This window comes from Paenibacillus tyrphae, assembly GCF_027925525.1.
GTDB classification, from domain to species: domain Bacteria; phylum Bacillota; class Bacilli; order Paenibacillales; family NBRC-103111; genus Paenibacillus_G; species Paenibacillus_G tyrfis_B.
This window is the reverse complement of sequence record NZ_BSDJ01000050.1, coordinates 19,923-35,192: the sequence shown is the minus strand read 5'-3', so window position 1 is coordinate 35,192 and position 15,270 is coordinate 19,923. Positions and strand designations below refer to the sequence as shown.

The following is a 15,270-nucleotide window of genomic DNA, read 5'->3' as shown; positions in this document are numbered from 1 at the left end:
GCCGTCCTTAAGGTCCATGATCCTTGTTCCGTCCACGAAGATTTGGATATACGGTCCATCGGCTTCGATTTTGACGCTGTAGGTTTTCCCGGGCTGGACAAAAGCCGGTAATCATGATTCAACCGGCAGTTCCGCATGTATCGTCACGGAACCATTCCCGCTCGTTGCCCAAACGCGTCCGCCTGCCCGTTCCACGATGTCGCGCACGATCGTAAGCCCAATGCCCGCACCACCGTACGCGCGCGAGCGTGAAGGATCAACCCGGTAAAATCGCTCGAACAAAAGCGTCAGATGCTCGGGAGCAATCTCCGCTCCAGTATTCGTAACCTCCACGCGGAGCATTTTAGCGTTCGCTTGCATCGATAAACGAACCGAATGACCATTCGGCGTATAGCGCATCGCGTTGTCGAACAGATTCTCAAATACGCGTACGGCGTGAACTTTGTCGATCATGACGCAGACCGGGGAGGACGGTACATCCTCTTGAAAAACAATTGCTTTTTCCTCCCATTTCGGCATATACCTTGAAGCGGCTTCTTGGGCAACGGACCGGAGATCGACCGGATTTGAGGGAATGGCCGCTTTCAAATCGCTCTCCGCCACAGCCAGACGGTGAATGTCCTCCACCAGAAAAACGAGCCGCTCCACCTCGTGGTAACATTTATCGAGCGTTTCGGGCTTTGCGGAGAGGACGCCGTCTTTCATCGCTTCCATATAGCCGCGTACCGTAGAAAGCGGATTTCTGAGCTCGTGGGCTACGTCCGCCACAAGGCTTCGCCGGAGCTGTTCGATCCTCTCAAGCTGCTTGCCCATTTGGTTGAATGAACGAGCCAAATCGCCGATTTCGTCGTTCGATCGAATCTCTGCCCGTACGGTATAATCCCCGCTCGCGACTCGCTCAGTCAGCTTCCGCATCCCGGACAAGGGGCGGACGATCGAACGGGTGAACAGCCAGTTAATCCCAATGGAGAAGGGAACGATGACTAGACTGGTATATAGAAAATAACGCTCCGTAGCCGATCGGAACATGAGGAAATTTTGGTACACCATCAAGCGGTTTTCTTCTATCAGTTGAAGCGTGTACTGACTAAATCCGATGCTGATTCCGGCAGCCAGCAAAATTAAGACTAGCGCGTTAAGCGCCAGGAGCTTGTAAATGAGTTTGATTTTCACCGTTTACCCTTCCTTTAACCGGTAGCCGATGCTCCGAACGGTTTCAATGAGATCGAATCCGGGATCGGTATCACGGATCTTTTGCCGGATATTGCCGATATGCACATCCACGATGCGGTCGACAACATCTTTATCGCCCAGCGGATACAGCACGTTCAGCAAATGCTCGCGGGTACAGACTTTTCCTTGCATTTTGAGCAAGGTGATAACGATTTGCGCTTCCTGGTACGTGAATTGCAGGGGCGCTTTCTTCCAATAAAACCGATGGCTTTCGGAATCGTATGACAAATTCGCGTTATTGTTCAAAATGAGCCCCGAAGCTTTCCGCTCCGACGTACGCATCCGGCGTAGAATTGCCTGCATCCGGGCGACGAGTTCTCTAGGGCTGAACGGTTTGCACAAGTAATCGTCGGCTCCGCGTTCAAAACCCCGGATTTTGTCCTCTTCCTCGATTTTGGCCGTAAGCATGACTATAGGCGCGCTGCTGATTTTGCGTATTTCCCAGCATGCCGTAGTGCCGTCCATGAAAGGCATCATAATATCCAGAATGATGAAAGATGGAGCCTCAGTTTTCACCAGTTCAACAGCTCGCTGCCCGTCGCTCGCGGCAAGCACTCGGCAGTTCAGTGCCCCAAAGTATTCCTGCAAAAACGAGACGAGCGAAGCATCATCGTCCGCAATCAGAATAGGACCTTCAAGCTGCAGCTTGTCCATCGGAACGTTCACCTCCACGGCTATCATTTTATCATACATGATGCTTTCGTGTTCTTTATATGATCTTTACAATTCTCCGTTACATTGGTCAAGAGCCCCGTCTTACGTTGGCTAAAAACTTTTCAGAGAGGCGATGAGTGAATGATGGTAAACAAAATGATAAAACCTGTACTTTTTGCCGGAATGGTACTTTCCGCTATTCAACCGGCGATTATTTTTGCTGCTGATAACAATCCGGCTTCGATCCCGGCTGCGGGAAACAACACCACTGCGGCAATCCGCCCCTTTGACGGCGAGATTACCAATAACTCGTTGGCCGTAAGTCCCGACGAGCAAACTGCGGTTGTCTCGGATAGTCGTCAGCCATGGATTCGAGTCTATGATCTTGCCAAAGGAACTTTGCGTAAGGAGATCAGCGGCTTTGTCACACCAAGAAACATTATTTTCATTAACGGCGGTTCGCAGTTTGTCGTTTCGGATAGCACACTGGGCACCCTGCGATTTTACAACACGGAAGACCTGGCATTGGAGGATGAAGTTGCAGTTGGTCAAGGCGCATTTGGAACTGCTGTCACCCCGGACGGAAATACCATGTATGTCAACAATGAAGCCAAAAGTACAGTAACGGTTGTGGATCTCGGGCAGCATAAGACGACCGCTGTCATTCCGGGATTCTCCCAACCTCGTCAAGGGATAAAAGTATCTCCCGACGGTCATTATGTGTTTGTTACTAACTTCAAGGGAGACAAGGTATCGGTTGTGGATGTCAAAACCAATGCAATCGTCCATGAGATCTCCGGATTCTCGATGATTCGAGCGATTTCAATATCCGCCGATGGCTCTACCATGTATGCGGCAAACAGCGGGCGTAATAGTATTGCCATCGTGGACATCTCGCAAGGCAAAATCATTGCCGAGGTAAAGGTTGGGCGCGATCCTTATGGCGCATCCCTTTCTCCTGATGGAAAGGTCCTTTTTGCCAGCAACAAGTTGGATAATACCATTAATATAATCAGCACCTCCGACAACAGCATCATCGGGACCATTAAAGGATTTTCAGAGCCTCGGCAAGCAATCAGCTTCAGCAAGGATGGAAACTTTGCTTATGTCCTTAATCGCGATCTCTCCGTTTCTCGAGTGGATGCGAAGGCCGGTATGATTCTCGATACTGTAAGCGATAAAGATGATACTTATTATGATGTCAAGGTCAATGTTAATGGCATTCCGATTCAAAGTGAAGAGTATCCTTATTATAAATCCAAAGCCGACATCATTTATGTTCCTGTACGTTTCGTTTCAGAGGCTTTGGGTGCAACAGTGGAATGGAACAATGATTTTCAAACCACTCAAATCAACTACAACGGCAAAATCTATTCAGTTAACGTAGGAGGTAAAACCGCATTGGCAGGCGATCAACAGATCCAACTCGATGGTCCGGTTGAAAAAAGCGGGGAACGCACCTTTGTTCCGTTAAGCTTTTTTTCGAAAGTCATGGGAGCCAGCGTAAAGTGGGATAATCCAAGCAGAACAGTAAATATTACGCCATAATTGTAGTTTGTAAGAAAACAACATCAGAAAGAACAGGTGATATTTCAACCTGTTCTTTCCGTAACGTATACGGCTAGACTCTAACTCCAGCAACACTAAGATAAGTTTACACTTTTTCACCTTAAAGGAATAAATAACGACAAACCGGTCATGTTTATAACCTTAGCGTATATTTTCGTTAAAATGCTGGCGGTCCCCCCATATTGTTGAATAATGTTCAATTTCAAACGAATAAAGCCATTAATATTAAATCTTGATAGCCGTCATCCAATTTTACACCCTTTGCTTTTCTACCCTCTTCAAAAAAGCCTAGATTCTTATATAACCGGATTGCACCTAAATTATCTTCCATTACCTCAAGACAAACTTTCTCAATCTTACTGTTATTTTTAGCCCAATTGATTAACGTTTCTAGAAGAGCTCTTCCAATACCATAATTTCGATATTCAGGTAGTATAGTCATCGCAAAAGCCCCTTGATGACTAATTTTTTCTTTGTTTCCGTTCTTAAAATCTATTGCACCGACTAACTTACCATCAACTTCAGCAATAAACTGTACATAATTTGGATTTTCGTGATAAGCTTTTAACGTTTTTTGAATAGCATCAACACTCATCTTTTTTACATCCTCAACCGTACTTAACATGTATGGAGCGTTTATTAAAGCTTTTGAAGCAGAATTTAGCATTCTTTCTGCATCCTGTTCTTTAGGTTCTCTAATTATTACTGCTTTTCCATCCTTAGATTTATAAGTAAAAACATTAGTTGATAATATATTGCACACACCCTTTCGGAATATAATTAATCGGATTTTTAACTATTCCACAATTCTTAAGTAAGGGAAAGTCGTATCACCTTTTTCTGCAATCGCTCTCCTTTAACTTAATAACAATTATTTCAAATAGTTTTAATTTTAACAAGAATTTATTTCGTTATATGGCCCAATTGTGGAATAGAGAAGCTTTTATTTTAAGTCGGATGAGCCTTTCCTACGAAGTGATCCGGGCACCGGACGGAGAGGTATCCATCAAGAGTGCCTGGGGTGGGCACGCTGTTTACGCTCACGATTCCCGAGATCCAAGCCGGGGATGAAGCTAAAGCGGAAAGGAAATCATAAGATTCGTTGGGCGATTTTTTTTGAGAGGGGTATATGCATATTGAAGTACGAACTTGGCCGTTGCCTGCTAGAAGAAAGGCTTCAGGAAGCAGGAATACCGCTGGAACGGCTAGCGCTTGAACTATGGGTGAGACGGGAGCGGCTGGATGACTTTATCGACAATAAAAGAGTGATGTCTCTTAAGCTCGCGATTTCAATCGCCGATACGCTTCAGTGCGAGGTGCGCAGCCTGTACGAATTAACGCCTTCCGATGAACACCGTTAGTCAGCGGATGGGTAACAGAAAGTTCGCCTACATTGTGTATTATGGAGCTATCTGAGCGGTTATTTGTGTTGTTATAGAAGTCGGTTATAACAAGCGCTCAACAAAATCCTGCATACGAACCACACTCTGTTCCACTCGGGCTTGTTCCGCCGCGAACGCCATCATATGGCTTTGCACGGAGCGATGCGCTGATGTCAGCCCTTTGCTGCCGCCGCCTTCGCGCAAGAGCCGGAGGAAATCCCGGACCAAGCCGTAATCTCCGCCGCCGTGTCCGATATGTCCGCCCGCATCGGCCAAATCGATTCGCTCCGCCTTGTCGCTGCCGAAACGGAGAATTTCAATCTCGTTCTTCTCCATCGCGCCGCGAATCTCGCCCGTCGTTCCCATCAGCTTGATCGTCCGGCTAATTTCCTTCGTAAAGGCACTCATATGGAAAGCTGCAATAACGCCGTTCGCGAATGTCATATTCACCACTTGATGGTCGACGACATCGTTGTCGCAATGGTAGACGCATCGGCCATACGGTCCTTCCTGCAGCGCCTTGATTCGACCTTCATAGCTCCGATCATCGCTGATCGCCGAAGTTGGCCAGTCCGTATTTTCGGTCAAATACTGTTTCGGTGCGTAGTAAAGACATTCTTCTGCGACGGGGCAGCCGTCCAGGCAGCGAAGGGGCGCTCCCTCCGGCGCTTGTGCAGAAGTAAAGTGGGACAAGGAGCCGAATGACGAAATGCTTATGCAATCCGATCCGGCCAGCCAGAGCAGCATATCCAGGTCATGGCAGGACTTCGCCAAGATCATCGGGCTCGATTCGTCCTTCCTACGCCAGTTGCCCCGAACGAAGCTGTGGGCTTGATGCCAGTATCCGACGTTCTCATTGTGCGTGATCGACATCAATTGGCCAATGGCCCCTCCTTCCAGCAATTCCTTGATCGTAGCGAAGAAATTCGTAAACCTAAGAACATGGCATATCGAGAACACACGGTCAAGCTGCGCAGCTCGCGCTCCCATCGCCACGCATTCCTTCGCATCGGGGGACATCGGCTTCTCCAGCAGCACATGATACCCCGCATCCAGCGCTTTCATCGTCGGTTCAAAATGCTGCTGATCCTGGGTGCAGATGAAGACCGCATCCGCCATCTTCGGCTGTGCAAAGAGTTCATCCCAATGGGTAAAGCACTTGTCGTCAGGAAGCCCATGTCTCGCTTGGCAAAGCTCTCTCCGCTCCCTGTTCGGCTCTGCTACGGCGACGATTTGCATCTCATCCGGATACTGCTTCGCATATTCCAAATAATTCACGCCCCGAAGTCCCGCCCCAACCAAGGCCACAGTTACTTGCTTCATCATGATTTCCATCTCCCTGTATGCTGATCGTTCATTCCTTTACGCTGCCTACGGTCATCCCTTTGACGAAATATTTCTGCAGGAACGGATAGACGAGCATAATCGGCAGCGCCCCCATGAATATCTGCGCGGTCCGAAGCGTTTTCTCGCTTAAATTCTCCAAAGCCTTCAACTGGTCAAGCGACATGGAACTCATCTGTGAGTTAATAGCCGTTATGAGCGTAGACAAGTACGTCTGCAGCGGATAATGTTCGGGTGAATTCATATACAAGATGCCGTCGAACCAGACATTCCAGTGACCGATGATCGTGAACAAACCGATCGTCGCGATCGACGGAAGCGATACGGGTAAATAGACTTGCCAAAGGACCCGCCAATGACCCGCCCCATCGATGGTGGCCGCCTCGTCCAACTCTTTGGGGATGGCCCGGAAAAAGTTGAGCATGAGCACCATGTTCCACACATTCAATGCGCCAGGCAAGATCAACGCCCAGATCGTATCGATTAATCCGGTATTTTTCACAATCATGTAGGTTGGAATCAAGCCGCCGCTGAAGAACATGGTGACCGCAAAAAACCAAACATAGACCGTTCTGTACTTGAACTTGTCATTAGACTTGGCTAAAGGGAATGCTGTAATAAAGACAAGAAACATATTGACGGCCGTGCCGAGAACGACCCGCTCCAGGGAAACCCGCAAGGAGCGTAGGAACTCTACCTTTTCCCCCAGGTAAATATAAGCATCTAGGTTGAAGCCAACAGGCCACAGCTTCACTTCGCCGGCCATTGCGGCGGTATTGGAGCTAAGCGAGATGGCGAGCAAATGAACAAATGGAATAATGGCCAGTACGGTAATCAGGGTCAAAAAGATCGTGTTCAACAACACAAACATCTGTCGGCTTGCCGATGATTTATGGATCACGTCACTCCCTCCTTAGAAGATTCGATAATTGTTATATTTGTACGCAGCATAGTAGGCGATAGAGACCAAACCCAGGGAAATGACGGACTTAAATAGACCGACTGCCGCAGCGGGGCCGAATTGCTGACTGAACAAGCCGAGGCGGTAGACGAACGTGTCGATAATGTCCGCGCCTTCATACACCGTCGGATTGTACATGATCAGGATTTGCTCAAAGCCTGCGTTGAGAATATTCCCCAGGCTCAGGACGCCCAGCAAAATCAGCATCGGCAGCATACCGGGCAAAGTGATATGCAGCATCTGCTTCCATCGGCCCGCGCCGTCCACCTCCGCAGCTTCATACAAAGTGCCGTTAATTCCCGTGATTGCGGCCAACATAACGATCATATTGTAGCCCATGCTTTTCCAGACATCCGAACCGATGATGATGCCACGGAACCAGCCGTTATCCAGCATAAACATGATTTCCTTAAGTCCCAAAAAGGATAATAAGCTATTTACCGGCCCATTCAATGAAAAGATTTCAATCACAATCCCTCCAAGAACCGTCCACGACAAGAAGAATGGCAGGAAAATGGTCGATTGCACAAGTCGCGAGAACCATCGCTTCGTCACCTCATTGAGCAATAAAGCGAGAATAAGCGGAACAAGCAGGAACAGCACGATTTTGAAGATCGAGATCAGGATCGTGTTCCAGAAGACTTGTTTGAAATCCGGCAAATGAAACACATACGTAAAATTGTCCCACCCCACCCACTCCGATTTAAAAAAGCCTGACAGCGGCTCAAAATTTTGAAAAGCCATGACGAGTCCGGCCATTGGACCATACGAATAAATAAGTGTCAGAATCACTCCTGGAATCAGCATGATATGCAGCGGATACTCTTTGCGAAAAGTTCTCATGCTTGGACACCTCCTTACACATTAGTAGACAAAACGAGAGGAGCCGCTGGCTCCCGCTCCCCTCGTCACGATACGTTCATTTATTTCACAGCTTGCTCGTTGTACCATGCATTCACTTCTTCGGTCATTTTATCGCCGCCAAGCGTTTTCCAGCTCGCTACGAATTTATCGAAATCGTCAACAGGTGCGCCAAGAATGATTTTGTTAAAAGACTCCAGCATCAGCTTATCTAGCTGACCGCCTTTCTCAACCATGGTAGGGGTCGGTGTTCCGTAGAATTCATTCATCACAAACTGGCCCTTCTCACGAATCTTGCGCGTCAGGCCCCAGCCGCCATCTTCCGCCGCACGACTAAAGTACAGTCCCCAGTTCACGCCCCGCGACGCCGTTTGGGTATCATTCGCCTGCAAATCCAATGTCGCTTTCAGTACATCCTGTATCGTTTTATAATCCGGACTATTCACCGTAATTTTTGTTTGTTTGGCCGCCAGCGCTTTGTTTACTTCCGTGTAAATGGTTTCAATTTGAGCCGGATTTGATATTCTTGGCATGAACCAATTGTAGACGTACCCATTCTCCGGTTTATTCTTATCCATATATTGAGGCTTGCCCATTTCCAAATAGAAATTCAACATTTTCACGATCGCTTCGGGGTTCTTCAATTTTTTATTGACGGCGTAGACTTTCTCGCTGCGCAGTTTTGGAACAATGGATTTCCCTGGCTGTCCATCCAGCGTAGGAATTTGAACGGCGATCCAATTCGCTTTCGGGTCTTTATCTACACTGAGATTGAGCGGCCAGTTTGGATACCACCATTCCCCATAGGAGATCCCTACTTTACCGGCCGTGATGTCCTCTACCACTTTATTCTCGTCTTTGAGCGCAAACTCTTTGTCCAGAATACCGTTCTTATACCAGGATTGGAGCTTCGCCAGCGCAGGCTTCATCTCAGGCTGAATCAACCCGGGAACAAGCTTGCCGCTGCTGTCTTTAATCCATGCGTTAATATTGTCTCCTACCGAAGGATAAGCGCCATAGGCATTGAAGAACCCGCGCAAATCAAATCCCCAGAAGAAAGGCTTCTTCTCCAGCGCGATGCCGTAGGTATCCTTCTTCCCGTTCCGATCCGGATCGTCATTCACAAAAGCGGTCGCAACCTTTTCCAATTCATCGATCGTCTTCGGCACTTGAAGGTTCAAGTTATCGAGCCAATCTTTCCGAATCCACAGCAACTGGGTGCCAAGCGCCGGATCCGTAAAATCTGGAATGGCCATCAGTTTGCCGTCTCTGGTTACCGTTTTCATCGCAAACCCGCCATCGGACTCCATATATTTCTTCAGATCCGGCGAGGCGTATTTATCATAGGCTGCGGTTAAATCCGCCAGCATATCTTGCTTCCGAAGCTTCTCATAATCCTTCGGACTAAGCTCCATAATGTCCGGCAAATCTCCCGATGCCAACGCCAGCGAGAACTTTTGCTCATATTGATCTTTCGGCACCGTCCATTTATATTTCACATCGATATTCAACATATCCTTGAGTTCTTTGAGATAAGCGTTCTGATCAGGCGTAATCCCCTTCGTGGTTCTAGGGTCTTCGGGCGTGCTGAATCCAAGCACTTCCGTAACAACGACAGGCTCCGCATACTTGCCTAGCGGTTCTGGCGCCGCAGTACCGGCGGAACCTCCGGATGCCACAGGAGTCGCAGAACTCACTGACTTGTCTCCCCCTTGGCTAGAGCACGCCGACACCATCGATACGCTGACTGCAAGCAGCAAAATCATTCTCGTTTTTCTAAATGTATCATGCTTCATATTGGAAACTTCCCCCCTAGTAAAAAGTACTGGCCATGCAGGTCGCTTTGCCTATTTATATAGTAAGCCCGGCCAGAAACCGTTTACAATTTTGAATCCTTTACATTGCCTTCACTTTATTGACCTATTGCAGGTTACGGTATTCCTGCGGAGATTTTCCGGTCATCTTTTTAAAGAAGGTAGCGAAGTAAGACGGAGAGTCGAACCCTACGCGAAACGCAATTTCATTTAGCTTCAAATGGGGATCTGACATCATCGCAATCGCAGATTCAAGCTTAAAGGATTTTATATATTCAATCAGGTTGTGCCCTGAAATTTGCTTATAGTAACGAGACAAGTAGGAAGGGTTAAGATGTACTTCCTCTGCGATCGCCGTCAGCGACAAATCTCCCGCGAGATGCTCTTCAATATAACGATGAATCTGATCCAGGAGTCCCTTTTTGAAAGCATCCTGCTGAATCCCTGTCAGCTTAATCTGTATACTCGATTTATCCGTTGTACGCTCGTAATCAACAATGACCATTCTCTGACCAAGCTGAACTCTTCGACGGATCAGAGAGCGGATCATTTCTACTTGCTCGCGGGTCTGGTCCCAGCGGTTCATCATATTCCCCGAAATGCCAAATGACATCGATACGTCAAGTATCTCTTCGCACTCATTCTGAACCCGTTCCAGCACCCCTCGCAAATAGGCTACAACACGGTGCCCGTTCTCTGCAGCATCCGCTTCATCCCTTAGCCGGTCTACTAAGTCGGCATTCGGTTGCAGGAACCATACGATAAGGTGTCCGTCGTAGAAGGTGTATTCGCATCCGATCGAAGGGGGCAGCAGCTTGCCAAATATCGAGCCTGCCGCCTCCAGCAGCTTCATCGTGATCCCTTCCTGCTGATCGGCATGTCCAACAAGAATAAAGGAGGGACGGTCCAAAGCAATAGCGAAATCCAAATCCGCATAGCGCTCTTCTCTCAGTAAAGCAGGTAATTCTTCCCCTCGCAGCACCGATTCCAGCAGTTCTTTCTTCAACAAGGATTCAACGATCCGCAGGTGCAATTGCGCCTTTTCCTGTTGAAGCCGATTCCGGTGCTCTTCCTCCAGTTTGACAATGGCCCCTCTTACCGCTTCGAAGATCGGTTCGACCCCTTCGCTCTTCAAGATATAATTATCGACATTTTTGCGAATGGCTTCATACACGTAGTTAAACTCGCTATATCCGGTTAAGAAAATCATCCGGCACGAAGGCCAGTAATAGGCGATCTCATCGACTAACTGCAATCCATTCTTCTTCGGCATCCGAATATCGCTCACGAGAATATCCAACTTCGTTCGCTGCGCAATCTCGAGCGCCTCATCCGCAGAATACGCCTTGCAGATATCCAATTCAAATTCTTGTCGGTCCTGTAAAAGCTGAACCAGTCCGTTCGCGATCACCGGCTCGTCATCTACAATTAACAATCGATACATGGCAACAGGCCCTCACTTTCGTTCGTTTTGGGTTCGGATCATCAGTTCGGCACGCAATCCACCATGTTGGCTGCGAGAGACAAAAAGCCCGCTGCCCGCCCCATACTTCAACTGCAATCGATTATTCACATTCATGAGCCCCGTCTTCTCTTGTTGTCCGGATTCATTACGCAACTGCTCTTGCAAACTTTGCAGCGTCTCGTCTGTCAGGAGGCGGCCGTTATCTTCGACCTTAATCCGTACGACCCCTTCCTGATAATCGACCGTCATAGACAGAATGCCGTTCATCATGCCGTCTTCGAACGCATGTTCGAAAACATTTTCAACAATCGGCTGTATGATCAATCGCGGCACCGTAACCGCCTTCGCATAATCCGGTATCTCCTCATGTTCGTATCGGATTCGATTCGAGAAGCGGATGCACTGAATTTCACAATAATCCAAGGCATGCTGATACTCTTTGTACAAGGGCACCTCGTCGGACCCATTCCTCGTTATATATTGATAATAACTGCCAAGCTTTTGCGATAGCTCCGCAGCTCCGTCTGAATCTCCCACCTTGCACATCATATAAATATTAAAAAAGCTGTTATATAGAAAATGAGGATTGATCTGCGATTGCAGTTGTTTCAATTCCGATTGCTGAATCGCAATCTTGTGCTCATAATTCTCCTCGATCGAACGCTTCAAACGGAACGCCATGCGATTAAAGCTGTGAAATAAATAATGAAACTCATCCCTCGTCTTCGACTCGATGATGAGATTCAGATTATCGGTCTCCATCATCTGGAACGCCTTGGTGAGCTTGGACAAAGGTCTGTGGATCATAAAATTAAGCGAGTAAGAATAGAGCAGCAGCACCACGATTGCAATCACGAATAATGCGTAGAACCAAAAGCTGTACTGCCTAAGCGGGCGCGTAATTTCGTTATGATCCACATACATGACCAGCGACAGATTCAAAGAACCGACTGGACACGTCATTACAAAATAACTTGTTCCAGCGATATCGATCACCCTGGAAGGATTGGCATTCCCCTTATTTCCTTCCTCCAGTTGTGCAAGCAAGGGAATGATGACGTTCTGATCCTTCGCCGTCGATAATACATGGCCGAGTGTTTTGCTCCCCAGAAATACTTCCGATTCTTGATAGAGCGTGGTAATCTGGCGAAGGGCCTCCCGCAAGCGAGACGTCGAAATCTCGATATAAGAGATGATTCCCGAGTTATTCTCACTCTCAATAAAGAAGAGTCGGCCATCTTTTTGATAGAAAGACGGTTTCGGCGTCAGCCCGGCTAATGGGACAATGAATTCTGATTCATCATTCGGTGTGTCCGAGATACCGCCTATACTTGTGGTCTTGCCAATTTCTTTGACATAAACGCCGGCATCGACGATGAGTTCACTCGAGTATTGAATCGCAGACAACCGGTCTTTCGTCTGATTAATTAATTCAAACAAGGCATACTCATCGAGTGTGCTCCCTTGAAAGCTAAGCTTCTGAAGATCCTTATCATTGACGAATTGCAGTTGCTGGCTCCGAATAAAATATAATTCCTTATCGAGCTGATTGGCATAAAAAGAAGCTCCGGCTACAGCCGAATCCGTGATCGTCTTCTTCGTGAAGGACATCTCTTTGTAATTCACCCAAATGTTCATCGCAACGAGTGGAATCATGAATGCAATGAAGACAACTACAACCTTCTGATAGACAAACCAACCCTTCGTTCCTGTTGTCAGAAGTTTCATGATGGTTTCGGCCCGCTTTCTTATCCATATAATAGCATTCATCGTTTACAACAATTTATCATCCCCGAATCTTTTGTTCAATGTTGGAAAAGCCGGCCATCCACAGGATGATCGGCTTCTTTTTCTTTACCTGTACAGCTCCAACTCGTTAATCGCGAAATTGCCCCATTTCAAATTTGCCCCGTTAATCTTCAAACGGAACTGCTTCGCCGTGGTAGAGTCAAAATTAAGGGTCTGTGTCTCATTCGTCGTATCGCTATATGCCCATGTCCATTGAATACCTGTCTTCACCGGCACCCAAGCCGTCCCGTTATAAGCTTCAAGATCGAACTTCGTAACGCCTTGCCCCGTTCCAAACCTGGTTACCACTATCAGCTTGCTCGCAGTTACCGATCTGGAACCAAAATCAAGCGTAATATAATTCGGGAATGTCACGCCTTTATCCACACTCGACCAAGCTTTGTCATAGGAGCTATCCGTCAGGCTTTTAATAGAGCTGGTGGACAAAGTGGCGATGGATGCACTCACAGTTGCAAGCGGCGCCAAATTTCCCGGTGCCGGCTTCGGTTGTTCCGGCATTGGGGTAATGGGCGCGGGTGTGAATACAATTGGCGTTTTGCCCGTAGCCGGCGGTACCGCACCTTGATACTCGTAGGCGCCGATATCCGGGTCTCCGTTATATAAGGCATTACCGAAATAGTCCCTTCCGCCGTTGTCCGCCAGAGGAACGCCTGCCCCAATAAGCGGTGAGTTGGGCTGGAGTTTGTAGCCGTCCAACGTATTCATACCGACGCCGCCACTGCCCGGATTCATGAATTTCGGTTCCGCAGTTATGCGATGCGCATCCGAGTTCACTAACGTTTTGCCGCCGTAATACGCATTCGAGTCAAACGTTTGCCCAGTCAGATTCCATCCCCGATCTCCCACGCTATAGTAGACGTTGTTGTAATTCTTAATATTTTTCGGTGCGCCTGAAGATTTCGTGAAATAATCGCTCATCACGGGATTACCCGATGCCGCTCCGACGTACACCGTGTTGTTATAATTATAGACCGTATCAATAGAACCGCTGTACCGGAACAAGTGATTCCTGTCGTTCTGACTGATATTGTAGCGAACGATCGTATTCGTCGTATAATACGTATCATTGACGAATAACATAAAGCCGCCTGCATTGTCATGACTGTAATTATACTGAACCAGGGAGCCTATGTTTCCCGCATCCACATCAAACCCCTCGCCATCCATTTCCCCGTTGTGGCTTCCAAAAGATTCATTGTATTGAACCACGTTATTATCCGCATAGGCCCACCAGATCGAAGCATTTGTTGCCAAAAACGTGGCTTCTTGAACCGTATTTCGCTCGACAATCGCGCCATCCGTCACATTCCATGCAATCCCGCCCGTCGCAGGCCGAACGATCGTATTATTCGAGATTTTCAAATTCGTCGTTGGCGTCCAAGACCCGTAAGGCTTAGGAACCCACTCCCAAAGATCGCCCATGCCATACCGAATCGTACAGTTCGAACCGATATTAATCCCATACGCATCCACATCCGTTAATGTATTGCCATCGATCAGTACATCATTAAACGCACTTGGCACATAGGAGCCCACAGAATCGAAAATGATCCCGCCGGCCCGGGTCGTATACACCCCATCCACATCATGAATATTCAAATTTTTAATGTAAATATGATTTAAGATGCCGCTCTCCTCATTCAAAATATAGACGCCACGCCGCTCACCCCGGGCCCCTTTCCAGTCCCTGGAGAAAGGCAGTGTAGAAGGATTAGTAACCTCCAAGTTGTTGATTTCCCAGTACTCCTGATTTTTCAAAAAGACCGTCTGCAGCTCGCTCGTAACTCCCGCAATGAGCGGTTTATTCCCTGTCCCGTATTGGTCGATAACAATGGGACTCCCGTTCACCCCCGAACCTTTTGGCCATAATTGTCCTTGCCAAGCTCCTCCTGCCTTGAATAAAATCTTGTCACCTGGGGCAAACGTCGTCGCGTTCACTTTCGTTAATGTCTTCCAAGCGGTCCCGGCGCTTGTTCCATTCGAAGCGTCATTCCCATTTACGTTATCCACGTAATAGGTTGCTCCCCCCGCAGCCTTGGCGTCCCGAGGAACGGTTATTGCCAGACTGAGAAGCATAGCGGCCGCCATCGCCAAACAAATGGCGCGTTGCACAGTTCTTCTGTACATCAATGATCATCCCTTCGCCTTTCATTATGTATGCAACGCCTCAACAGCAAG

At 47.9% G+C, this 15,270-nt stretch carries 12 protein-coding genes; 2 read left to right on the top strand and 10 right to left on the bottom strand.

The genetic code is table 11. From position 1 onward, the window contains the following. Positions 1 to 111 precede the first annotated feature (111 nt). The gene (locus QMG93_RS33730; RefSeq protein ID WP_281944296.1) at positions 112 to 1,173 is read right to left on the bottom strand and encodes a sensor histidine kinase; all 1,062 of its coding nucleotides are present in this window, start codon (positions 1,171 to 1,173) and stop codon (positions 112 to 114) included. Positions 1,174 to 1,176: 3 nt separating this feature from the next. Further along, complete coding sequence (locus QMG93_RS33725) at positions 1,177 to 1,926, bottom strand: response regulator transcription factor (RefSeq protein ID WP_281944295.1); 750 nt, start codon at positions 1,924 to 1,926, stop codon at positions 1,177 to 1,179. A 102-nt stretch (positions 1,927 to 2,028) separates the two neighbouring features. Between QMG93_RS33725 and QMG93_RS33720 the strand changes: the two genes are divergently transcribed. Then, a complete protein-coding gene (locus QMG93_RS33720) occupies positions 2,029 to 3,435 on the top strand; it encodes a stalk domain-containing protein (protein ID WP_281944294.1) in 1,407 nt (468 codons plus the stop codon). A gap of 223 nt (positions 3,436 to 3,658) precedes the next feature. Here the strand turns inward: QMG93_RS33720 and QMG93_RS33715 are convergent, their stop codons facing one another. Beyond that, positions 3,659 to 4,219 carry a GNAT family N-acetyltransferase gene (locus tag QMG93_RS33715; RefSeq protein ID WP_281944293.1) on the bottom strand — a complete coding sequence of 187 codons (561 nt, stop codon included), beginning with the start codon at positions 4,217 to 4,219 and terminating at the stop codon, positions 3,659 to 3,661. A gap of 373 nt (positions 4,220 to 4,592) precedes the next feature. Between QMG93_RS33715 and QMG93_RS33710 the strand changes: the two genes are divergently transcribed. Next, positions 4,593 to 4,817 (top strand): XRE family transcriptional regulator, encoded by a 225-nt coding sequence (locus QMG93_RS33710; protein ID WP_281944292.1) that lies wholly within the window; start codon positions 4,593 to 4,595, stop codon positions 4,815 to 4,817. A gap of 84 nt (positions 4,818 to 4,901) precedes the next feature. Here QMG93_RS33710 and QMG93_RS33705 read toward each other — a convergent pair whose 3' ends face one another. From QMG93_RS33705 to QMG93_RS33675, 7 genes are all read right to left on the bottom strand, one after another. Next, complete coding sequence (locus QMG93_RS33705) at positions 4,902 to 6,161, bottom strand: Gfo/Idh/MocA family protein (protein WP_281944300.1); 1,260 nt, start codon at positions 6,159 to 6,161, stop codon at positions 4,902 to 4,904. Between the two features lie 31 nt (positions 6,162 to 6,192). Further along, positions 6,193 to 7,083 carry a carbohydrate ABC transporter permease gene (locus tag QMG93_RS33700; protein WP_281944291.1) on the bottom strand — a complete coding sequence of 297 codons (891 nt, stop codon included), beginning with the start codon at positions 7,081 to 7,083 and terminating at the stop codon, positions 6,193 to 6,195. A 12-nt stretch (positions 7,084 to 7,095) separates the two neighbouring features. Then, positions 7,096 to 7,986 (bottom strand): ABC transporter permease, encoded by an 891-nt coding sequence (locus tag QMG93_RS33695; RefSeq protein WP_281944290.1) that lies wholly within the window; start codon positions 7,984 to 7,986, stop codon positions 7,096 to 7,098. An 80-nt stretch (positions 7,987 to 8,066) separates the two neighbouring features. Next, the gene (locus QMG93_RS33690) at positions 8,067 to 9,800 is read right to left on the bottom strand and encodes an extracellular solute-binding protein (RefSeq protein WP_281944289.1); all 1,734 of its coding nucleotides are present in this window, start codon (positions 9,798 to 9,800) and stop codon (positions 8,067 to 8,069) included. 124 nt (positions 9,801 to 9,924) lie between these two features. Further along, complete coding sequence (locus QMG93_RS33685) at positions 9,925 to 11,262, bottom strand: response regulator transcription factor (protein ID WP_281944288.1); 1,338 nt, start codon at positions 11,260 to 11,262, stop codon at positions 9,925 to 9,927. A gap of 12 nt (positions 11,263 to 11,274) precedes the next feature. Continuing rightward, the gene (locus QMG93_RS33680; RefSeq protein WP_281944287.1) at positions 11,275 to 13,011 is read right to left on the bottom strand and encodes a sensor histidine kinase; all 1,737 of its coding nucleotides are present in this window, start codon (positions 13,009 to 13,011) and stop codon (positions 11,275 to 11,277) included. Positions 13,012 to 13,137: 126 nt separating this feature from the next. Further along, positions 13,138 to 15,219, bottom strand: coding sequence for a hypothetical protein (locus QMG93_RS33675; RefSeq protein ID WP_281944286.1), 2,082 nt, complete (start codon positions 15,217 to 15,219; stop codon positions 13,138 to 13,140). Positions 15,220 to 15,270: the final 51 nt, after the last annotated feature.